Genomic DNA, 21418 nt, shown 5'->3' with positions numbered 1-21418 from the left:
CCCTTGTTTTAATCAGTCAAAGCCATGTCAGCGGTCCAGCCGCGCGTTTTGCCCGGATTGAGCAGGCCATATGGGTCTGCCAGTTTCTTGAATTCGATCTGGACACTGTCGATTTCTTTCATGCCGCCATCCTCGATGGTGTAGGCATGCGGATCGTAAATATCGCAACCGTCAACCTGCTCCAGTTCCTTGATCAGGCGGTACATCTCGTCACGGCCTTCAAAGCGAACAAGCGGAAGCGCGAAAATCTGCACTTCTCCTTCAAGGCGCGCCATTTCATGATGCATATATTGCGTTTCGCCGTAGCGCTCGATCTGGCGTGTCACTACATCCACGTCAAACGGACGCGGATAGGCGACCTGCAGATAGGTCCAGCCTTCCTCGGCTTTCAGCGCCTGCAAGGTTGTGTGGTTCCAGCCGCACTCATAAGCAGGCTGCAAACCATTCTTGTGCAATTCATCCAGCGTCATGGCGAAGGAAATCTTGCCGCCAAATTCAGTGGCGAGCGCTTCGAAACGAGCCATTTCTTCCGGGGCAATCATGGCAAAAACCGCATCCTTGTCGGATGGGAACAGATCGCCGAACTTGGTGTAAAAGCGCGCAAAACGGCGATCTACAGTGGTCAGAAGATAGCAGTCGAGATTGCCTTCTAGCGCCTTGAGGCAGAAGTTGAGCGTTGCCTCGTAACTATCGAACAAGGCTGCAGTATGTATCCAGTCCGTTGCCTTGGTAAGACCGATTTCCAGCTCCAGAATGATGCCGTTGGTGCCATAGGCATGTTGAACTTTATGAATGTCGCGTCCGGTCAATTCGATAATCTTCGGCTCCGGTTCGACAGTCAGAACCTTGACCGAATAGACATTGCCATCGTCGCGCAACATGCCGTGACGCAATGAGCCGATGCCGCCTGAACCACCTGAGAAGAAGCCGCCAATCGTGGCGATGCGGCGGGTCGACGGATACATCAACAGTTCCTGACCGGTTTCGCGTACGGCATCGTCCAGACGCGAAATGCGCGCGCCGCCTTCCACGCGAACCTTGCCGGGTTCGATGGAGACGATGCGGTCGATCTTGGTCATGTCCAGAATGATGCCGCCTTCGAGCGGAACGCATTGACCGTAATTGCCGGTACCTCCGCCACGAACGGTGATCGGAATGCGCAACTTTGCGGCAGCAGCAGCAACGCGACGTACCTCGTCCTGATCCTTCGGAATGACGACGAGATCGCCGACATAATGGCCGATATCCTCGGTCAGGATGGGGCTGTACCAGAAATAATCCCGAGAGCGCAGTTCGACCTGCTTCGGGTCATCGTAGATGCGGATTCCGTCGATTTCGGCGCGAAATGCGGCCCAGTCGTAGATGCGCTGTGGAGCGGCAGAATTCATGTGGCTCTCCCGTTGATTTGAGGCACGGCAACGCCATTACGCCAGACGACGCGGCGAGCCTGCGGGCGGCTGATGAGATCGTTCAGGTCTGCTGCGTCGTGCCAGACAAAACTGGCCACGCCACCTGCCTGCGGTTGCTGCACGTATTCGCTGCCAATAAGGCGGGCGGGCAGGGTGGTGATGCTGTCGAGCCAGTCCTGCGGCTCGACATGGCAAACCGGCGCTGCGAGACGAAGTATGGCGAGCGGGTCGTAATCGCCATAGGGATAGAATGCATCGCGGACATTGTCGGAACCGAACATGACATCCATGCCTGCTGCGCGCGCTTCCTTCAACGGTGCAACACCGCGCAGGCGCGGAGACTTTCCGCCGATCCGGTCTTGCAGATAGAGGTTTGTCGTGGGTAGCGAAACGAGTGCCGTGCCTGCTTCTGCGGCAGCATGAAGAATGCGCTGCAGTTCGTCCGGCCTGCGCAGCGACAACGAGCAGGCATGACCGCACAGCACCCGACCAGCCATGCCATGGCGTTTGGTTGCCGATACGATCAGCGAGAAGCCGTCCGCTTCTACCTCCAGCCCTTCATCGACATGAAAGTCGAGGTTGAGGTCGTGCTGCACGGCAACACGGAACATCTCTTCGATTTTGGCTTCAAGATCCGCATTGCGATAGAAGAACGCGCCGAACACGCCGCCGTCTTTTGCAACGCGGGCCGCGATTTGCGAACCCGCATCAAGCACAAGATCGCCATGGACGAGCGCTGCAAGTTGAAGGTCGAGACGGTCTTTCCATTCCTGACGCAGTTCGTTGAGAACGGGCCAGGCAGTGGGCACTTCCGGTGTCGTCCAGTCAACATGGCTGCGCATTGCGCCGACGCCTTGTTCAAATGCGGCTTCAAGGCCCTGGGTCGCGCGGGCGCGAATATCCGCCTCACTCCAGTTCTTCCGGTCAGAGTTCATCAGGTCGATTGCATCGAACAGGCAATCCACCTTGGCGCCGCAATTTTCCGCAATGCGCCGGATCGTAAATGTCTTGTCCAGATGGACATGGACATCTGCGAAAAGCGGCGTGACCAAACCACCCTCCCTTGCCTGCGACGGCACAAGCGAGGCGATACGATTGCCTTCGATCTGGATGTCGTAGTGTCCGGTGCGACCGGCTATGGCCACCCCTTGCAACATTCTAGCGCTCACGACGGATCTCGCTTTCATGCCAGCGTCCGAGGACAAGGCGCGACAGCCAGCTTGTCACGAGGAAAATCACGATGCCGAGCAGCGACACGAGGAAAAGTGCCGCAAACATGCGCGGAATTTCGTTGCGGAAGCTCGATTCCAGAATGCGTGAGGCGAGCCCTGTGCTCTGGCCTGCCGTACCGGCAACAAACTCAGCGACAACTGCGCCGATCAGTGACAGGCCGCCGGCGATTTTCAGCGCCGCCATGAAATAAGGCAATGCGCTTGGCGCCAGCAGATAGCGCAGGCGCTGCCATGGCGAAGCACGGTAGAGCCGGAAAAGATCGCGCAGGTTGTGGTCGGCGCTGCGCAATCCAATCACGGTGTTGGACAGGATCGGGAAGAACGCCACGATCCATGCACAGATCAGCAGGGCTGAAAAAGTATCACGCACATAGATGAGGATCAGCGGCGCGATAGCGATGACCGGCGTGACCTGAAGGATAACGGCAAAGGGAAAAAACGCCATTTCTATCGGGCGCGACAGGGCGAAGATCATGCCGAGCAGAACGCCGCCAATAATGGCACAGGCAAGTGAAATCAGGGTTAGCTTGACGGTGAACCACATGGATGCCGTCAAGGATGGACCGTCCTTGATCAGGGTCTCGGCGACCAGCGAAGGAGCTGGGATCAGGTAATGCGGTACCTGATAGTAGCGGACGAGGCCTTCCCATATGCCGAGCGCGATGATGATTGCCAATGTCGGCATCATGATGCGCAAAGTGCGCTCGCGCCGGGCGAGGCGATCCTGTTCGGAATTGAGAACGGGCAGTTCGTTTTGCATCTGGTTCATCTTCCCGCCCTCAATGGTCTATATCTTGAGAAGAAAGCGTCGCGGTCAGCGCGTCGGAAACCTTGGCGCAATATTTCGCATATGCGTCTGTCGTGCGGTAGTTTTCGGCACGCGGGTAGGGCCCGATGATCGGTATGTCGGCCACAACGCGGCCCGGTCGGGCAGCCATCACCACTACCCGGTTGGACAGATAAACCGACTCATAAACGCTGTGGGTTACGAAAATCACGGTTAGACCGTGTTCCTGCCAAAGTCGCAGAACGTCATTGTTAAGCTTGAAGCGCGTCATCTCATCCAGCGCCGCAAATGGCTCGTCCATCAACAGAAGACGCGGACGCGTAACCAGAGCACGAGCGATGGAAACGCGCATTTTCATTCCGCCGGACAGTTCCCTCGGAAATGCCGTGGCAAAGCGGGACAGGCCCACCTGTGCCAATGCTTCTTCGACGCGCGGAGTTGCTTCCTTGCGGGCAATGCCGGACAGGCGCAACGGCAAATAAACATTGTCGAAGACGCTGGCCCACGGCATCAGCGTCGGCTCCTGAAATACGAAACCGATATCCTGCGCGCCGATAGGCCCCTTGCCGGGAGCGTGGCCGTTGATACGGATGTTTCCGGCTGAAATCGATTCCAGGCCGGCGATCATGCGCAACGCCGTGCTCTTGCCGCAGCCAGAGGGGCCGAGAAAGCTGACGAACTGGCCTTGTTCGATCCTGAGCGACATGTCGCTCACGGCCATCACGCCGGTACCATATTGCTTGTAGACGCCGTCTATCTCAATCAGGGAGGATGGAGCTTGCGAGTTGGGGGCCACGCTCATTGTCCTTACCAGGCTGGTTTGTTGTCGAGCCAGGAAAGCGGCGCTCGTTCAATTTCCGCCAGAACCTCTACCAGGCGCTCAGCGGCAAAATCGATGGTCGCTCGACCTTTCTCCGCGGTCGCGAGCGTCGCATCACCAGCAGCGCCATAAGGATTGATATCCTGAATCTGCCAGGCCGGCTTGGCGCCGCCGCTCAGCGAAAGATGTTGGAAATCACTTGCAAAAGTTTCCGTAAGCGTCCGGAAATCCTGTACTTTCGACATATCGACGAGATCGGGATGCATCTCCAGCATCACCGAGGTTTCCATGTCACCGGCATGAATGCCATGCTTCAGGTCGTGATCGCTGTATACGCCTTCCGGCATTCCAAGGCCGAACCAGTTGATGCTTACAACAAGCATGTTGTGACGGATGCGAAGCTCCCGCGCTACGATATCCATGACACTGATCTGGCCGCCATGGCTATTGAGCAGCGCCATTTTGCGGACACCGCTTGCTGCCACGCAAGCGCCGATCTCGCACCACATGCGAATGATGGTCTCGGCTGAAAACGTCAAAGTGCCAGGGTAACGGCTGTGCTCATTGCTCTTTCCGATGGCTTGCGTCGGCAGGAAAAGCGCATGGCTTGTTTCAGGCAGGCGGGCGATGGTTTCCTTGACCATGCCGTCAACGATGGCAGCGTCGACGGCTAGCGGAAGGTGTGGTCCGTGCTGCTCAATTGCACCAACCGGCAGAACCGCCACGAGCTTCTCGCGATCGAGGCGGGAGAATGCCTCGCTCGTATAATCGGACCAATATCGTTTCAAGATTGCAACTCCTACACGCTCGGGCCAAGGGCGTTAAACATATCCTACTAAACAATCTGACCGATCGGTCAAACTAAATGTTTTAAATATTCGAATTGCGTGCAATTAAGGTGTGAATCCGTGGCTATTCGGTCACGCGACGGGCCGTGACGTGTTTATGATGCGCGGAAATTTCCGGAGGTCCTATGGACGACAGATGCATTATCATTGGTGCCGGCCATGCCGGTTCGCAGGCCGCTATCAGCCTTCGGCAGGAAGGCTATGCAGGCAAAATCGTTCTCATCAACGACGAAACCGATATTCCATATCATAAGCCGCCCCTCTCCAAATCCTATCTGAAAGCCCCGGAAGGCGGTGGCCTGGTGTTGCGCCCGGAAGCAACCTATCGTGACAATAATATCGAGATGCTGTTCGGCCATCACGTCGATACTGTATCGATTGCCGACAAGACGGTCGTGCTTGATGATGGGCGCGCGTTGAACTGGTCTGAACTGATCTTCGCGACCGGCGCACGTGCGCGCATTCCCAATGTACCGGGTGTCGGGCTCGAAGGTGTCTTTACGCTGCGCCGGATGGACGATGCACGCCGTATCGCAGCGGCAATGCCGAATGTCGAGAATGTCGTCATTATCGGTGGCGGTTTCATTGGCCTCGAAATGGCCCATAGCGCAATCGCGCTTGGCAAAAAGACGGTTCTGATCGAAGCGGCGCCTCGTGTGCTGGGTCGTTCGGTTGCAACGCATATCTCTGCCCATGTGGAAGCGCGCAGCCGCGTCGCTAACATCACACTTTTAACCGGTCTCGGCGTGGCGGCAGTCGAGGGGGAAAATAACCATGTTATCGGCGTTAAAGCTGCAGACGGCACGATTTTCCCGGCGGATATGGTCGTGATCGGCACTGGTGCGGTACCAAATGTGGAGCTTGCAGTAACGGCGGGACTTGCAATCGACAATGGGATTATTGTCGACGAGAACCTGCGTACTTCTGCTAGCCATGTCTACGCCATTGGCGATTGCGTGAGCTACGATCACTTTCATGCTGGTCGCCGGGTACGGCTGGAATCGGTACAAAACGCGACCGATCAGGCAAAGCATGTGGCGCGCACCATTGTCGGACGCGAAGCGCCGTTTCGGGAAGTCGCCTGGTTCTGGTCCGATCAGGGCGATATGAAGCTGCAGACGGCAGGACTTTCCTTCGATGCTGATCGGCATATCCTTTCGGGGAACCCGGAAGAAAATGCATTTTCCATCTTCCATTTTGCCGGTGACAGGCTTGTGGCTGTCGATTCCATCAATCGTCCGGCAGACCATATGATCGCGCGCCGTCTGCTGGCTGCGGGTATTAATCCGACCGAGGCCGATATTGTCGCCGGGGCGGCGCGGCTGAAAGAAATGCTGGCCGCTGCGCCGAAATCTTGAGGATTCACGATGAACAGTTTGAAACATCTGCTGCCCGCTGACATGGCAGCACCCTTTGCCGCCTACAGCCATGGCGTGAAGGTTAAAGCCGGTGCTGAAATGATTTTCTGTTCCGGTCAGTTAGGCATCGCGCAGGATGGAAATGTGCCGGAAGACGCAGGCGCTCAGGCTGAACTCTGCTTCGAGAATATTCGCCGTATTTTGCGCGATGGCGGTATGGACCTTTCCGATGTCGTGCGTATCAACGCCTATGTGACAGACCGGGCCTATATGCGTCCTTATATGGATGTTCGTGACAGGCTGTTCCCGCAACCAGCGCCAGCCTCCACGCTGATGATCGTTTCCGGTTTCACACGTGAGGAATTCAAGGTCGAAATCGAGGCGGTCGCGGCCAGATAATCGTTTGTTTTGAGCCGTCAAAGCGCCGCAGCAATGCGTATCGCCTTTGCCTGAAAGGAGTGGTAGGGTTGTCCGACATCCTCCATTCCCTTCAGGCCCATTCATGTCCAAAATTCAGCCTTCGGCTTCATCGCCGGAAACTTCGCTACGTTCGTCTGCACGATTGGCGGAACTAGCGCTTGCCATCGGTGGCTTCGGTATAGGTACCGGTGAGTTCGCCATTATGGCGCTGCTGCCCGATATCGCGCGTGATCTTGAGGTGACCATACCGCAAGGCGGCCATCTCATCAGTTCTTACGCGCTCGGTGTTCTGATTGGCGCACCGGTGCTTGCAGTGATCGGCGCAAAGCTTGACCGCCGCAAGCTCCTCTTCCTGCTGATGGGGCTATTCGCTTTCGGTAATCTCGCAAGCGCATTCATGCAGGACTATGCCGGTCTTTACATGATGCGGTTCGTCGCTGGTTTTCCTCACGGAGCTTATTTCGGCGTTGCTTCACTTGTCGCCGCATCTTTGGCGGAACCGGGCAAGCGTGCTCAGGCTGTAGGACGGGTCATGATGGGACTGACCATTGCGACATTGTGCGGGACGCCGCTTGCGACCTCTCTCGGCCAGATTGCCGGGTGGCGCGCAATGTTTGCATCCGTTGGCCTGATCGCAATGCTAACTATGGTGCTGGTCGCGATCTATGTACCCAAACAGCCTGCAGAGGAGGGGGCGTCACCCCTGCGCGAACTGGGAGCATTCCGCCGCAAGCAAGTCTGGCTGACGCTTGGGATTGGTGCAATTGGCACGGGCGGCCTGTTTTCCGTTTTTACCTATGTCGCGGCAACAGTTACCGAGGTTTCGCATGTCGATGTGAAATGGATGCCTTTCGTCTTCGCGATGTTCGGCCTCGGCATGGTGCTTGGAAATATAGTTGGGTCGCGACTGACAGATCGTTCGGTTATGGGAACTGTTGGTCTGGTGCTGCTCTATGATATGGCCGTCATGTTGGCATTCCCCGTCCTCATGCAGCATCCTGTGACTGCATTCTTGAACGTGCTTCTGGTCGGCGGCGGGTTTGCACTCGTCCCCGCATTGCAAACGCGTCTGATGGATGTAGCGGCGGATGCGCAAACGCTGGCGGCTGCCCTCAACCATTCCGCGCTCAATCTCGCCAATGCGCTCGGTGCTTGGCTCGGCGGTCTTGCGGTTGCATGGGGCTATGGCTGGACGTCGACGGGAACAGTCGGCGCATTGCTTGCCTTATCTGGTCTGGCGGTCTTTGCAATCTCGATTGCATTCGACAGACGCGGTGCGGCAACACCTGCCTCGCAAGAGGCATAAATACAGCCCATAAACGAAAACACCCGTCGCGGGAGGAGGCGACGGGTGTTTTATGGGGAAGACCGGACTTGGGAGGAGGACATCCGGTCTTGAATCACCGAGGAAATGGGAGGAGGAGAAAGCACCCCGGTGATATTCTGGAAACTGTAGGACCGCGCGGTTATGGGGACTCGCGATCCTTGAAGAAGGCCAATGCCTTCCGGGGGGGGCGCTATTAGCGAGCAGCGGCCTTGCGTGCAACGAACGGGATTTCCGAAGGCAGGATGCCAAGGTCGTTCAGTTCACGTGGGCTCAGGCGGCTCAGTTCGTTTACGGTGTTACGGTAACGGCGCCAGTTGTTGTACGAGCGGATCAGGTTCATTTCTCTCACCTAGTAAAATCTTATCTCTTTGTTGCAAACAGCATATAGGCTTGAAGCATTTCGAATTGGAGAGACAGATTTGCATAGCTGCAATGCGTTAAAGCTTGTCAGTTGCACGCCTTTTGCGCAGCTTGGTCATCATGCGATCACAATCTGATGCCCTGTTAGGCAAATCGGCTGGATTCAGGCTGCTCCGGCAGCTAACTGGTTAAAACTTCTTTAAAAATTTGCTGGCCGAAAAACTGCTCCACAAAATGTGGTGGAGAGCGGCGCGTCCAACTGATTTAGTTGCCGGTAAATGCGCGGTCTCGTCTGTGCCGCAATATGCATGTATAATAGAGTATAAATCCGGACCTCCTGTCCGCTTTAAATTTTGTCGCAAAAGTCCGGGAAATCGTCGGTTAGAGACAACAATTCTACATGACTTGCGCGCCGGATTGGGGTAAGGGAGTTTCGTCGGGTGTCGGGACGCCATATCATGTGACGTTCTTGCACTGTCTGTCTGCGGGAGAGCGCCAATTGGCCGCCGAAGGGGAAATCGCCCGAAATCTCTCAGGTACAAGGAACCGCAGACGGGTAAGACAACTCTGGAAAGTCAGGGGAAACCCTGCGCCGAAGGTGTAAGTATGGCATCCTTGCCATGCGAGTCTCTCAGGCCTGAGACAGAGGGGCACGAAGCAACCGCATTTTGCGGAGGCACACGTGCGACTCTGGAGTTGTTATGGGCGATACCGCACATTTGAATACCCTGCCTTTGCAGGATTTGCATGAACAGGCTGGCGCGCGCTTCGGCGGCTTTGCTGGTTGGAACATGCCGATCACCTATCCGCTGGGCGTCATGAAGGAACATCTTCATACGCGTGAACATGCGGGCCTTTTCGACATTTCTCATATGAAGCTGATCGAGATTTCGGGCGCGGATGCCGCTGCGCTTCTTGCCGAAACCTGTCCGCTTGACCCGATTGTGCTGAAGGAAGGCCAGTCGAAGTACACTTTCTTCCTCAATGATAATGGCGGCGTTCTGGACGATCTGATCGTCACGCGTCTTGGCGAAGACCGTTTCATGGTTGTCGCCAATGCGGGCAATGCCGATGCCGATATCGAGCATTTGACGGAAGCTGCATCGGGCAAGGACGTTAAGGTCAATCCTCTTGACCGTGTGTTTCTTGCTCTTCAGGGGCCGGAAGCGGAAGCCGTCATCAATGATGCCGGGCTGGCGGGTGCTGAGCTTGCTTTCATGAGCGGGTTTGAACCCAAGGCTGGCTGGTTCATGACCCGTTCGGGCTATACCGGCGAGGATGGTTTCGAGATCGGCGTTCCAGCCGATGAAGCCCGTGCGCTTGCAATGAAACTGCTTGCCGACGAGCGCGTCGAATGGATCGGCCTGGCTGCTCGCGACAGTCTGCGCCTTGAAGCCGGTCTCTGCCTGCACGGTCAGGACATCACGCCGGAAACGGATCCTGTTTCGGCGGGCCTCACATGGGCAATCACCAAAGCCGTGCGCGAAAAGGCTGCATTCAACGGCGCAAAAGCCGTGCTGGACGCGATCGCCAAGGGCGCATCTGCCAAGCGCGTCGGTCTGAAGCCGGAAGGCCGCCAGCCGGTTCGCGGCGGAGCCGATCTTTTTGATGAATCCGGTCGCCAGATCGGAACTGTTACTTCCGGTGGGTTCGGTCCATCGGCAGGCTTCCCAGTCGCCATGGGTTATGTCGAGGCAAGCCTCGCTACCCCCGGCACACGTGTTTTCGCTGACGTTCGCGGCAACAAGGTTCCCGTTGACGTTTCGGCGCTTCCCTTCACTCCGCATCGCTATCGCAAAGGATGATTTCCATGGCCAATATCCTGTTCACCGAAGATCACGAGTGGATCAGCGTCGAAAACGGCGTTGCCACTGTCGGCATTACGATCCACGCACAGGAACAACTGGGTGACCTCGTTTTCGTCGAACTGCCGGACGTCGGCCGCACGGCCACCAAGGGCGAAGGCATCGTGGTTGTGGAATCGGTCAAGGCTGCTTCCGACGTTTACGCGCCAGTCGATGGTGAAGTGGTCGAAGTCAACGAAGCCGTTGCAAGCGATCCAGCCCTTATCAATCAGGCCGCAGAAGGCGAAGGCTGGCTGTTCAAGCTGAAGCTTTCCGACGAAGGCCAGCTCTCCGGTCTGCTCGACAAGGCCGGTTACGACAAACTGGTAGGATAAACAGATGACGCAACAGGTTCTTCCCTTTGTTGCCCGTCATATCGGGCCAAGACTGGAAGACGAGCGCGCAATGCTTGCAGCGCTCGGCCTTCCTTCCATGGAAACCCTTATCACCCAGGCGGTTCCAGCATCCATTCGTTTGAATCGCGCGCTCGATTTGCCAGCCGCTTTGAGCGAACATGCAGCACTTGCGGAGCTCAATGAAATCATGGGCCGCAATGTGGTGAAGAAGAGCTTCATCGGCGCGGGCTATCATGGTGTGGAAACGCCACCCGTCATTCAGCGCAACCTGTTTGAGAATCCGGCCTGGTACACGGCTTATACGCCTTACCAGTCGGAAATCAGCCAGGGTCGTCTTGAGCTTCTTTTCCACTTTCAGACGCTGGTTGCGGAACTGACCGGTCTGCCGGTTGCCTGCGCATCGCTCCTGGATGAAGCGACTGCAGTTGCTGAAGCCATCGGCGTTGCTTGTCGTCACCACCGCGACAAGCGCAGCCGTATTCTGCTTGCAGGTGAACTGCACCCACAGACCGTCGATGTGATCAACACCCGCGCCGAACCGCTCGGCTGGGAGATCGAAACTGGCAGCACTGTCGATGACAATACCGCTGCCATCGTCGTGCCGTGGCCGAATACGCGTGGTGTCTATGGCGATTTCAGCAAGGTCATCGCCGATGCGAAAGCCAAGGGCGCCCTCGTCATCGCCGTTGCCGATCCGCTGGCGTTGACCATTATGGAAGCGCCTGCCAGCTGGGGTGCCGACATGGCTGTAGGCTCCATGCAGCGTTATGGCGTTCCGATGGGCTTCGGCGGCCCGCACGCCGCGTATCTGGCGGTGTCTGAGCCTCTGACCCGCATCATTCCGGGCCGCATCGTCGGTCAGTCGGTCGATGCGCATGGTCGTGCGGCCTATCGTCTGGCGCTCCAGACCCGTGAACAGCATATCCGTCGCGACAAGGCCACGTCGAACATCTGCACCGCGCAGGCGCTGCTTGCCAATATGGCGGCATCTTTCGCTATCTGGCATGGCCCGGCAGGACTGCAGGCTATTGCTACACGCGTGGCCGGCCTTGCTGCACGCTTTGCGGCTGGCCTCAAGGCTGCTGGTGTCGAGATCGCAGGTGATAGCCTGTTTGATACGGTAACGATTAAAGTTGCCGGTAAGGCTGCGAAGATTGCCGACGAAGCCGACAAGGGCGGTCGTCTGCTCCGCATCGTTGATGCGGATACAGTTGGTGTCACCTTTGACGAAACCTCGACCGAGGAAGATCTTGCAGCACTCGCCGTTCTGTTCGGTGCCAAGCCGGTCGATGGCGACAAAGCTTTCGTTCCCGGCAAGGGGCGCGGCGAAGGTTTCCTCACGCAGGACGTGTTCCATTCGCACCGTTCGGAAACCGAGATGATGCGCTTCCTGCGTCGTCTGGCCGACAAGGATCTGGCGCTTGATCGTGCGATGATCCCGCTTGGCTCTTGCACCATGAAGCTCAATGCAGCGGCAGAAATGATGCCGGTGAGCTGGAATACGGTTGCAAACCTGCATCCATTCGCGCCTGCGGCCCAGACTGAAGGCTATGCGAAGATGACGGCTGACGTCGAAGCATGGCTTTGCGAAATCACCGGCTTTGCGGGTGTTTCGTTGCAGCCGAATGCAGGCAGTCAGGGCGAATATGCTGGTCTCCTGGCCATCCGCCACTATCACCAGTCACGCGGCGAAGGTCATCGCAACATCTGCCTTATCCCATCGTCTGCACATGGCACTAATCCGGCCAGTGCTTCGATGGCAGGCATGAGCGTTGTTGTGGTCAATTGCCGTCCGGATGGCGATATCGATATCGACGATCTCAAGGCCAAGGCCGAGAAGCATCGCGATAATCTCGCGGCGTTCATGATTACCTATCCGTCGACCTATGGCGTGTTCGAGGAAGGCATCAAGGCTTTCTGCGAAATCGTCCACGATAATGGCGGTCAGGTCTATTTCGATGGCGCAAACCTCAATGCACTCGTCGGCCTTGCGCGCCCTTGCGATATCGGCGCCGATGTCTGCCACATGAACCTGCACAAGACCTTCTGCATCCCGCACGGCGGTGGTGGTCCGGGCGTCGGTCCGATTGGTGTTGCCAAGCATCTGGTGCCTTACCTGCCGGGCCATGTGGATATCGGTTCCAAGCATGCGGTTTCGGCTGCACCGTTTGGTAGCGCATCCATTCTGGTCATTACGTGGATGTATATCCGCATGATGGGCGGCGCAGGTCTCAAGAAGGCAACCGAAGCTGCGATCCTCAATGCCAACTACATCGCGCATCGCTTGAAGGACGCCTATCCGATCCTTTACACCGGCGCGCATGATCGTGTGGCGCATGAGTGCATCGTCGATACGCGTGTTCTGAAGGACAGCGCAGGTGTGTCCGTGGAAGACGTGGCCAAGCGCCTCATCGACTATGGTTTCCATGCACCGACCATGTCCTGGCCGGTCGCCGGAACGCTGATGATCGAACCGACCGAGTCTGAGCCGAAGTCGGAAATCGACCGTCTCTGCGATGCGATGATCGCCATTGCGGGCGAAGCGAAGAAGGTTGCCGACGGCGTTTGGCCAGCAGATGACAATCCGCTTGCCAATGCACCGCACACGGCAGGCGATACACTGGCAACGGAATGGGCGCATCCTTACACGCGTGAGGAAGCCGTATTCCCGGCAAGCGCGATCAATGGCGATTTCGATGCGACGGCAAAATACTGGCCGCCGGTCAGCCGTGTCGACAATGTCGGCGGCGACAGAAATCTCATCTGCTCGTGTCCGCCAGTAGCAGCCTACGGCTGAGATAAAATGTAGGTCTATTGATGGAAAGCGCCGCGGAAACGCGGCGCTTTTTTCTATGTTGCACCCAAGTGTATTTGGCTGATTAACTGAGAATAAGTTAATTTGCAGAGGGGCGAATATAGTGAAGCTGATTTTTACGAATTAGTGTTTTTAAAACAGCAAGTTGCACAAGTTGCACATTTTTAGTGAAACGAGCCGCTATCCAGATTTTGGGCAAAAAAAGAGCCGGACTGGGAAGTCCGGCTAAGTTATGAAGGTGCCACATTGGGCAAACCTCCAGAGGGGAACACTTACCGCGCGCAATGGGAGGAGGCACAGCGGTAAGTGACTGTGATATGTATCACCTTGCTCCAATCTTCAACCCCTGAAACACGAAATTTTTGACCATTTCGGAAAATTCTGAAACTTTTCGAATTTCGGCCGTGTTCTTTGGCTTATTGGTCAGTATTTGTATCCCATGGCGGCTTCGCCGTACTCCAAATCGAAACAATCTCCCGTTGCAAATGCCAAGTCGGTTGCGACTAGCAAATCGGCCCGCAAAGTTTTGGGATGTATTCGCACTGGCTGGTGGCTAGGATGTCATCAGGAACATGTTGGCATCGCTGCGAATGGGAGATTTTATGGATTTGCGGCTGCTTCTGCTTATGGTTGTCGCCGGGATAGGCTTCGGCGTTCTGTTAATTCATTTTCTGGGTGGAGGGCTTAAGCGCAGCATTCTTCCCGACGACGAAAGTGTCAAAGCGCGCTTTCATCTTGATTATCCCGAAATCGAAATCGGTGAGATTTGTTATACCGACGATCATCGTACAGCATTTTTCCTGTTGCGTGGCGCATCCACAGGGCTCGTCCATAGCGTCGGGAACCGCTTTTTGACGCGATGCGTGACCGCTGCAGACGTCCTGACACTTGAGCACAAGGGCGATACTGAATTGATATTGCATATGAAGGATTTTACCTGGCCCAAAGCGCGGTTTCTTTTCAGTAATGCTGAGGATCGGGAAAGAGTGATATCCTGGCTTTCAGGTCTGTCTGGGGAGGGGAGCCGACATGGATAGCAATCCGGTATTTTTCGATGTGACGCGTGTTGCGATCCCGCTTTATGTGCTGGGAATTCTGATTGAGCTCGTGGCAATCCGCTATTGGCAACGCAAGGGCGAATTTGAGACAAGAGACGCTTTTACAAGCCTGTTGATGGGGGCGGGCAATGTTGCAGCGGGTTTGCTGCTCGGCTTCGTTTCCGTGACAGCGCTGCTTTGGGTTTGGCAGTTCCGCTTTCTTGATCTCGGCCTGCACTGGTGGGTATTTGTGGTCGCCTTCATCTTCGATGATTTGCGCTACTACTGCTATCATCGGATTGCGCATCGTGTGCGCTGGGTCTGGGCGGAACACGTCAACCACCACTCCAGCCAGCATTATAATCTCACGACGGCGCTGCGTCAGTCGTGGACAGGACAGATGACGGGCATGTTCGTGTTGCAAGTGCCGATGGTACTCTTCGGATTTCACCCTGCGGTGATCGCCTTCGTCTATGGGTTCAATCTGATCTATCAATTCTGGATTCACACGGAAGCCATAGATAAACTACCGAGGCCTATCGAGTTCATCTTCAACACCCCGTCGCATCACCGCGTGCATCACGCGACCAATCCGCGTTATCTTGATGCAAATTACGCTGGCACGCTGATTATCTGGGATCGCATGTTCGGCACTTTCGTGGAGGAATTACCGGAAGATATGCCGCGCTATGGCATCGTGAAAAATGTCGGCACATTTAATCCGGTGCGTGTGGCGTTTCACGAATGGGTTGGTATGTTTAAAGACGTATTCTCGTCAGGTCTCACCTTGCGACAGCGCCTGATGTATATAATCGCGCCTCCCGGCTGGAGCCATGATGGCAGCCGCAAGACATCCGAAGATTTGAAAGCTGACTATGTCAGGCTTAATCCGTCGCAAGCCGGGAAAGCAGGTTTGCCCGAGGGATTTGAAACCTAGATCGGTTTGATTTCAGTTCGCAATCAACTGCTGTCTAAAAGTGCTTGGGCCATGGCTTCAGTGCATTTTCAATGACTTATGCAATCATCTCTGAACTTGGCAGACTATCATTCCTCGCTAACAAACGGACTCATAAGCTCCTGAAATAATTAGAATAATTCTAAAACATTCCTACGTTGGTCAACTTCATTTAGCTTGCAGCGCTGGCCATGCGGATATAAAAAGATGACCAAATGGCGAAGGCTTCATGCCGGGTTTGAAGAGAAGCGACCGAGGGACAGGCCGATTTCTCTGTCTTTTGGATAGTTGGAATGCTCGTACCTTTTCTAATCATGTTCCGCGAAGGCGTGGAAGCAGCGCTGATCGTTGGCATTATTGCCAGTTATCTCCATCAGACTGGCCGCAGTGCCTGGATGCCAGTGGTCTGGATCGGCATATTGCTGGCATTGGCCATGTCGTTGGCCGTCGGCGCTATTCTGCAGCTTCTGAGTGCAGAATTCCCACAGAAGGCGCAGGAACTGTTTGAAGCCATTATTGGTCTGATTGCCGTTTTTGTGTTGACCTCGATGGTGTTCTGGATGCGCAAGGCGGCCCGTTCTATCAAGTCGGAACTGCATCATTCCATCGATGCAGCTTTTCAGACACCGACACATAAAGGTTTAGGCCTCATTCTGATGGTGTTCTTTGCTGTCGCACGCGAGGGGCTTGAATCGGTGTTCTTTCTGCTGGCGGCTTTCCAGCAGAGCGAAGGGGCGGCAGCACCGCTTGGCGCGCTTCTTGGCGTGTTGCTAGCTGCGGCAGTTGGCTACGGCATCTTTAAAGGCGGCTTGAAGCTGAACCTTCGCCGTTTCTTCCGCTGGACCGGCGTTTTTATTTTGATCATCGCGGCAGGCATTCTCGCCAATTCGGTCATGGCGCTGCACGAAGCTGGCATCTGGAACCATTTCCAGACGGTCGTTTTCGATATGAGCGATATTCTCCCGCTCGACAGCACGCTTGGTTCAGTTCTTGCCGGCATTTTCGGTTACATCGCGACACCGACCGTCAGTGAAGTTGTTGCCTATGTAGCCTTCATCGTTCCGACGCTCATTCTGTTTCTGATGCCTGCAAATGCACCAGCAACGGCAAGCCAGGCCAAAACAAGCGCACAGTAAAAGAGATTTCAATGACGAATCCGAAACCTGCTGAACCCATGTCGCGCAATCTGGTCCGCATCGGACTGGCTTTCGCCGTGCTGTTGCTGCTCGCCGCTGGCGCTGCGTTTTATTATGCATCTCGTGTGTCGGACAAAGCCCGCCATGCAGAAGCCGGTGACACAATACAGGTCGCGATCAACGCAAAAAGCTGCGAGCCGAATGAACTGACCGTTCCGGCCGGGCGCTCGGTATTCGAAATTGTCAATAAGTCCGACCGTACGGTTGAGTGGGAAATCCTCGACGGAGTAATGGTTCTTGAGGAGCGCGAAAATATCGCTCCTGGCTTCAAGCAGACCATCACCGCCAAGTTGACGCCTGGTGAATACCAGATTACCTGCGGGCTCCTTTCCAATCCGCGCGGCAAGCTGATTGTGACTGCGACCGCTGCCAGTGAAGCGGAAAAGGGCAAGCTTCCGCTTACAGCTTTCATTGGTGCACTGGCTGAGTATCAGATTTATCTGACCACAGAGGTTGCCGAATTCCAGAAATCGGTTTCGGCACTTTCCACGGCAATAGCCAGCGGTAATCTTGAGGCTGCGCAAACCGCCTACGGTCCGGCGCGAGAAGCCTATGCGCGCATTGCTCCCGTGTCGGAAGCGTTCTCCGATCTCGATACGGCTATCAATGCTCGTGCGGATTATTTTGAAAAGCGCGAGCAGGACCCTGCGTTCGGTGGTTTGCACCGTATCGAATACGGTTTGTTCGAACAGAAATCCGTCGATGGTCTGGCTCCTGTTGCTGGCAAGCTTGAGCAGGATGCCACTGCATTGAAAGAGCGCATTCGCGGGCTTCGGATTTCGCCGGATCGCATGATGGCGGGCACTGCTTCTGCATTGAACCGTTTTGCATCGACGGCGTCGGATGCTGGTGAAGACCGGTACGCTCACACCGATCTGCAGGCTTTGTCTGGCCTTCTTGAAGGCTCTGGCAAGACTGCCGATGTCCTGCGCCCCATTGTTATGAAGGCTGACCCGAAAGCCTTTGAAGGCATCGACAAGGACGCAGCTTCGATCAGGAAGCTGCTTGGTACGAGTGCTGAAGGCAATGGCTACAAGGCGTATGATGCTCTGTCGTCTGATGAAAAGACGAAAATTAAGGAAGGTGCAGCTCAACTCGCTGCACAGTTTACGAAACTCCGCGATCAGCTTGGGGTAGATTGATGACCAGAAAATTTTTCAAAACCGATAAGATTACCACAGAAGAGCCAGTTTCCGCCGGTCGCCGTGCACTGCTCCTCGGGGCTGGCGCAACCGGGGTTGCCGGAGCCGTTGCAGGCGTGCTTGCCCCGCAGACAGCCCATGCTCTTTCTTCGGAAAGCGTGACCAATGCACCGGAAAGCGACAAGATTCACGAAAGTCAGCCTTTTTATGGGAAGCACCAGCCCGGTATCGTCACGCCGCGCCCTGCTGCGGGTCTCGTCGCTTCCTTTGATGTGTTGGCACGTGACCGCGCCGAACTGGAACGCATGTTCAAACTGCTCACCGAGCGGGCAGAATTTTTGATGAAGGGTGGAGAACCACCGGAGCTTGATGCGAAGTTTCCGCCATCGGATTCCGGTATTCTTGGACCTGTCGTCACGCCGGATAACCTCACGGTTACGGTGGCGCTCGGTTCATCATTGTTCGATGATCGTTTCGGTTTGAAGCCGTTGAAGCCGAAACTTCTGCAGCGCATGACCGGTTTCCCCAACGACGCCCTGCAGAAGGACATCTGCCACGGGGACCTCGTCATTCAGTTCTGTTCGAATACGCCGGACACGAACATTCATGCGCTGCGCGACATCATGAAGAACATGCCTGATCTTCTGATGGTTCGCTGGAAGCAGGAAGGGACGGTTCCGGTGCAACCGCCGCATTCGCCCCGGGCGAAGGAAAGCGCACGAAACTTCCTCGGTTTCCGCGATGGATCCGCCAATCCGGATTCCGCCGATGATGCATTGATGAACCGCATCGTTTGGGTGCAGAAGCAAAATGAAGAGCCGGGCTGGGCCGCTAATGGCAGCTATATGGCTGTGCGCATCATTCGCAATTTTGTCGAACGCTGGGACCGCACGCCGCTGCAGGAGCAGGAAGCCATTTTCGGACGCCGCAAGAATAGTGGCGCGCCATTCGACGGTAAAATCGAAGCTGATGTTCCCGATTATGCGAAGGATGCGGATGGCAAGGTGACGCCACTCGACTCGCATATCCGTTTGGCAAATCCGCGGGATGCCAATGCCGAGCAGCACCTCATTCTGCGTCGACCATTCAACTATTCAAACGGGGTCAGCAAATCCGGCCAGCTTGATATGGGGCTGCTCTTCATCGCCTATCAGGCCGATCTGGAGAAGGGCTTCATCACGGTGCAGAACCGTCTCAACGGCGAGCCGCTGGAAGAATACCTGAAACCGATTGGGGGCGGGTATTTCTTCGCGCTGCCTGGTGTTCAGGATCATAAGGACTACTACGCGCGCGCACTTATGGAGGCAAGCGGTCCGCAAAATGCTGGCGGGTGAGGATCGCATCTCAAGTTTTTGATTTGACGCGCATTTCCCGCAATGCGCTTTATCTGGAGAGGCTAAACATGAAGTATCGTCTGCCATTGCTCGCATCGGCATGTGCCGTTGCCCTCACGCTCAGCTTCGGCGCAGCCAAGGCTGAAGTTTCGCCGCTGGACCTTGTTCAGCCGATTGCTGACTACAAAGTCTATGTGCAGGAAAACCTCGACGTGCTGGTAAAGGACACCAAGGCTTTCACTGACGCGGTCAAAGCAGGCGATTTGGAAAAGGCCAAGGAGCTTTATCCTTCATCGCGCGTCTCCTACGAAAAGATCGAGCCGATTGCCGAGCTTTTCGCCGATCTTGACGCTTCGATCGACAGCCGCGCCGATGACCATGAAAACGGCGAGAAGTCGGAAGACTTTATCGGGTTCCATCGCATCGAGTATGGCCTGTTTGCGCAGAATTCAACCGAAGGACTCGCTCCGGTTGCCGACAAGCTCTACGCAGATGTTCTGGAACTCCAGAAGCGTGTAAAAGACCTCACCGTTCCGCCGGAAAAGGTTGTTGGCGGAGCTGCTGCCCTGCTTGAAGAAGTGGCTGCAACCAAGATTTCCGGTGAGGAAGATCGTTACAGCCACACCGATCTTTGGGATTTCAAGGCTAATGTCGATGGGGCTCAGAAGATCGTCGAGCTCTTCAAGCCTTTGCTGGAAAAGGAAAATCCGGACCTCGTGAAGAAGGTGGAAGCCAACTTCAAGACTGTCGACGACATTCTTGCAAAGTACAAGAAGGGTGACGGCTACGAATCCTACGACAAGCTGTCGGATGATGATCGCAAGGCGCTTGCTGGTCCTGTGACCACGCTTGCCGAAGATCTCTCTACCCTGCGCGGGACGCTCGGCCTGAATTAAAAAGCGAACACTGAAATGGCGGGGTAACCCGCCATTTTCATGCGCTCATGCGCAATTTGATTTCGGCATTGAGTAGAATGCGCTGCGTTTCTGGAAGCTCCAGTCGGTCATCCGTTGTTTCGCCCAGTGTTCGAAACAAGAGCTCAATCGCCAGCCGTCCGATTTCATTGTAATCCTGCGCCACTGTAGTGAGTGGCGGACACGTGTATTCTGACAGTGGATTATTGTCGTGGCCGGCGACACGAACGTCGCAATCCTTGAGCCTGCCAATCTTCAGACCGGCCTGCCAGAGTGCACTCGTTACGCCAAAGGCGATGCGATCATTGGAGCACAGAACAGTGCTTGTCGGCAGGCGTCCCTTTTCACGCAAAATGCGCGCTGTTTGCTCGAAGGCATAACGTTCGAAATCCCAGCTTCGGCTCTGTTCAAGGTCAATGATACGCGGCTCATAACCAAGCTTTTCCATGGCTTGTCGATACGCATCTTGCCGCTTGATTGCATTGTTGTTGACCATCGGCATGGAAAAATAACAAGGCTCGCTGCCCGAGCGGCACAGATAATCAACAATCAGATGGAAGGATTTGAGATTGTCGGTGCCGACAAAGGGTGAAGTGTTGTCGAGCGGAGAGTCGACATAGACAATTGGAACGTCTTCCGCGAGACGTGCCAGTGTCGAATGTTGCGACTCTTCGCCAAGCGGTGCGATGATGGCACCTGCGACATTGAGAGAACGCAGGGTTTCAATTGCCTGCTTTTCCAGCTCAGGCTTGCCATCGGATGACAGGACAATCGCAAGATAGCCGCGTTGCTCTGCGAGCGATTGCAATCGTTTCGTCATCGCCATGTAGAAATGATCGAGCTGGTTGGGGATAATTATACCCAGAATTGTCGTGCGACGTCGATTGAGGTTCACCGCGAAAAGATTGGGACGAAAGCCGGATTGCTTGATCGCCGCTTCAATCAGTTCACGGGTCTTGGGACGGACGGACGACGGATCGCTGAAATATTTCGACACTGTCGGGCGGGAAAGCCCAACAAACTCCGAAAAATCCTCCATGGTGCGTATTGTTTTGCGCACGTCTTTACGTCCTGTTCGTCAGTTGTCGCGGCCTAGGTACACACGACGATGCTGTTTTCTGCGAAGCCGCCGCATAAACTGGAGTGTGCTGATTTCTCGGGACAAAATCTGGTCCCGGTTGCCGCTTCTGTAACGATTTCAGGATGTTCCTCCAGCTCCGCTCGCCGTTGTATTCCTCCAGGCGAAGTCCCGTCAAACTGTCAA

At 55.5% G+C, this 21418-nt stretch carries 19 protein-coding genes and 1 riboswitch; of the genes, 12 read left to right on the top strand and 7 right to left on the bottom strand.

From position 1 onward, the window contains the following. Positions 1 to 8: 8 nt before the first annotated feature. The 5 genes from OANT_RS19980 to OANT_RS19960 are packed head-to-tail and all read right to left on the bottom strand — an operon-like array spanning position 9 to position 5036. Entirely contained in the window at positions 9 to 1388 is a 1380-nt protein-coding gene (locus tag OANT_RS19980; protein ID WP_012093226.1) for an FAD-binding oxidoreductase, read from the bottom strand. Further along, positions 1385 to 2596 carry an amidohydrolase family protein gene (locus OANT_RS19975; protein WP_231771551.1) on the bottom strand — a complete coding sequence of 404 codons (1212 nt, stop codon included), beginning with the start codon at positions 2594 to 2596 and terminating at the stop codon, positions 1385 to 1387. The genes OANT_RS19980 and OANT_RS19975 overlap by 4 nt, the downstream gene beginning before the upstream one ends. Further along, the gene (locus OANT_RS19970; RefSeq protein WP_012093224.1) at positions 2568 to 3410 is read right to left on the bottom strand and encodes an ABC transporter permease; all 843 of its coding nucleotides are present in this window, start codon (positions 3408 to 3410) and stop codon (positions 2568 to 2570) included. The genes OANT_RS19975 and OANT_RS19970 overlap by 29 nt, the downstream gene beginning before the upstream one ends. Positions 3411 to 3420: 10 nt before the next feature. Then, positions 3421 to 4230 (bottom strand): ABC transporter ATP-binding protein, encoded by an 810-nt coding sequence (locus OANT_RS19965; RefSeq protein ID WP_040128660.1) that lies wholly within the window; start codon positions 4228 to 4230, stop codon positions 3421 to 3423. Between the two features lie 5 nt (positions 4231 to 4235). Further along, positions 4236 to 5036, bottom strand: coding sequence for a creatininase family protein (locus tag OANT_RS19960; RefSeq protein WP_012093221.1), 801 nt, complete (start codon positions 5034 to 5036; stop codon positions 4236 to 4238). Between the two features lie 185 nt (positions 5037 to 5221). On the opposite strand from OANT_RS19960, the gene OANT_RS19955 reads away from it, so the two are divergent. The 3 genes from OANT_RS19955 (at position 5222) to OANT_RS19945 (ending at position 8180) form a co-directional block, all read left to right on the top strand. Continuing rightward, positions 5222 to 6454, top strand: a complete 1233-nt coding sequence (locus OANT_RS19955) for an NAD(P)/FAD-dependent oxidoreductase (protein WP_012093220.1) — start codon at positions 5222 to 5224, stop codon at positions 6452 to 6454. Positions 6455 to 6463: 9 nt separating this feature from the next. Next, positions 6464 to 6853 carry a RidA family protein gene (locus tag OANT_RS19950; RefSeq protein WP_012093219.1) on the top strand — a complete coding sequence of 130 codons (390 nt, stop codon included), beginning with the start codon at positions 6464 to 6466 and terminating at the stop codon, positions 6851 to 6853. A gap of 103 nt (positions 6854 to 6956) precedes the next feature. Next, positions 6957 to 8180 carry an MFS transporter gene (locus tag OANT_RS19945; RefSeq protein WP_012093218.1) on the top strand — a complete coding sequence of 408 codons (1224 nt, stop codon included), beginning with the start codon at positions 6957 to 6959 and terminating at the stop codon, positions 8178 to 8180. A gap of 214 nt (positions 8181 to 8394) precedes the next feature. Here OANT_RS19945 and OANT_RS25860 read toward each other — a convergent pair whose 3' ends face one another. Continuing rightward, entirely contained in the window at positions 8395 to 8541 is a 147-nt protein-coding gene (locus OANT_RS25860) for a DUF1127 domain-containing protein (protein ID WP_002965914.1), read from the bottom strand. 495 nt (positions 8542 to 9036) lie between these two features. After that, a riboswitch (glycine riboswitch) is annotated at positions 9037 to 9120 on the top strand. 142 nt (positions 9121 to 9262) lie between these two features. On the opposite strand from OANT_RS25860, the gene gcvT reads away from it, so the two are divergent. The 9 genes from gcvT (at position 9263) to efeO (OANT_RS19900) (ending at position 20136) form a co-directional block, all read left to right on the top strand. Continuing rightward, the gene (gcvT, locus tag OANT_RS19940; RefSeq protein ID WP_012093217.1) at positions 9263 to 10366 is read left to right on the top strand and encodes a glycine cleavage system aminomethyltransferase GcvT; all 1104 of its coding nucleotides are present in this window, start codon (positions 9263 to 9265) and stop codon (positions 10364 to 10366) included. A 5-nt stretch (positions 10367 to 10371) separates the two neighbouring features. Beyond that, positions 10372 to 10740, top strand: coding sequence for a glycine cleavage system protein GcvH (gene gcvH, locus OANT_RS19935; protein WP_010659049.1), 369 nt, complete (start codon positions 10372 to 10374; stop codon positions 10738 to 10740). A 4-nt stretch (positions 10741 to 10744) separates the two neighbouring features. Beyond that, on the top strand, positions 10745 to 13558 hold the full coding sequence (gcvP, locus tag OANT_RS19930; protein ID WP_012093216.1) for an aminomethyl-transferring glycine dehydrogenase: 2814 nt from the start codon (positions 10745 to 10747) through the stop codon (positions 13556 to 13558). Between the two features lie 590 nt (positions 13559 to 14148). Next, positions 14149 to 14613, top strand: a complete 465-nt coding sequence (locus OANT_RS19925; protein WP_012093215.1) for a hypothetical protein — start codon at positions 14149 to 14151, stop codon at positions 14611 to 14613. Next, positions 14606 to 15550 (top strand): sterol desaturase family protein, encoded by a 945-nt coding sequence (locus OANT_RS19920; protein WP_012093214.1) that lies wholly within the window; start codon positions 14606 to 14608, stop codon positions 15548 to 15550. The genes OANT_RS19925 and OANT_RS19920 overlap by 8 nt, the downstream gene beginning before the upstream one ends. A 311-nt stretch (positions 15551 to 15861) precedes the next feature. Beyond that, positions 15862 to 16704: an iron uptake transporter permease EfeU gene (gene efeU, locus OANT_RS19915; RefSeq protein ID WP_012093213.1), complete on the top strand. Its 843-nt coding sequence runs from the start codon at positions 15862 to 15864 to the stop codon at positions 16702 to 16704. Between the two features lie 11 nt (positions 16705 to 16715). Then, complete coding sequence (gene efeO / locus OANT_RS19910) at positions 16716 to 17906, top strand: iron uptake system protein EfeO (protein ID WP_012093212.1); 1191 nt, start codon at positions 16716 to 16718, stop codon at positions 17904 to 17906. Then, positions 17906 to 19240, top strand: coding sequence for an iron uptake transporter deferrochelatase/peroxidase subunit (gene efeB / locus OANT_RS19905; RefSeq protein ID WP_012093211.1), 1335 nt, complete (start codon positions 17906 to 17908; stop codon positions 19238 to 19240). The genes efeO (OANT_RS19910) and efeB overlap by 1 nt, the downstream gene beginning before the upstream one ends. A gap of 68 nt (positions 19241 to 19308) precedes the next feature. Continuing rightward, positions 19309 to 20136 (top strand): iron uptake system protein EfeO, encoded by an 828-nt coding sequence (gene efeO / locus OANT_RS19900; RefSeq protein WP_010659042.1) that lies wholly within the window; start codon positions 19309 to 19311, stop codon positions 20134 to 20136. A 37-nt stretch (positions 20137 to 20173) separates the two neighbouring features. Here efeO (OANT_RS19900) and OANT_RS19895 read toward each other — a convergent pair whose 3' ends face one another. Continuing rightward, a complete protein-coding gene (locus OANT_RS19895; RefSeq protein WP_029927075.1) occupies positions 20174 to 21193 on the bottom strand; it encodes a LacI family DNA-binding transcriptional regulator in 1020 nt (339 codons plus the stop codon). Positions 21194 to 21418: the final 225 nt, after the last annotated feature.

It is taken from the genome of Brucella anthropi ATCC 49188, assembly GCF_000017405.1.
GTDB lineage: Bacteria > Pseudomonadota > Alphaproteobacteria > Rhizobiales > Rhizobiaceae > Brucella > Brucella anthropi.
This window is presented reverse-complemented; position numbering and strand designations above follow the sequence as displayed.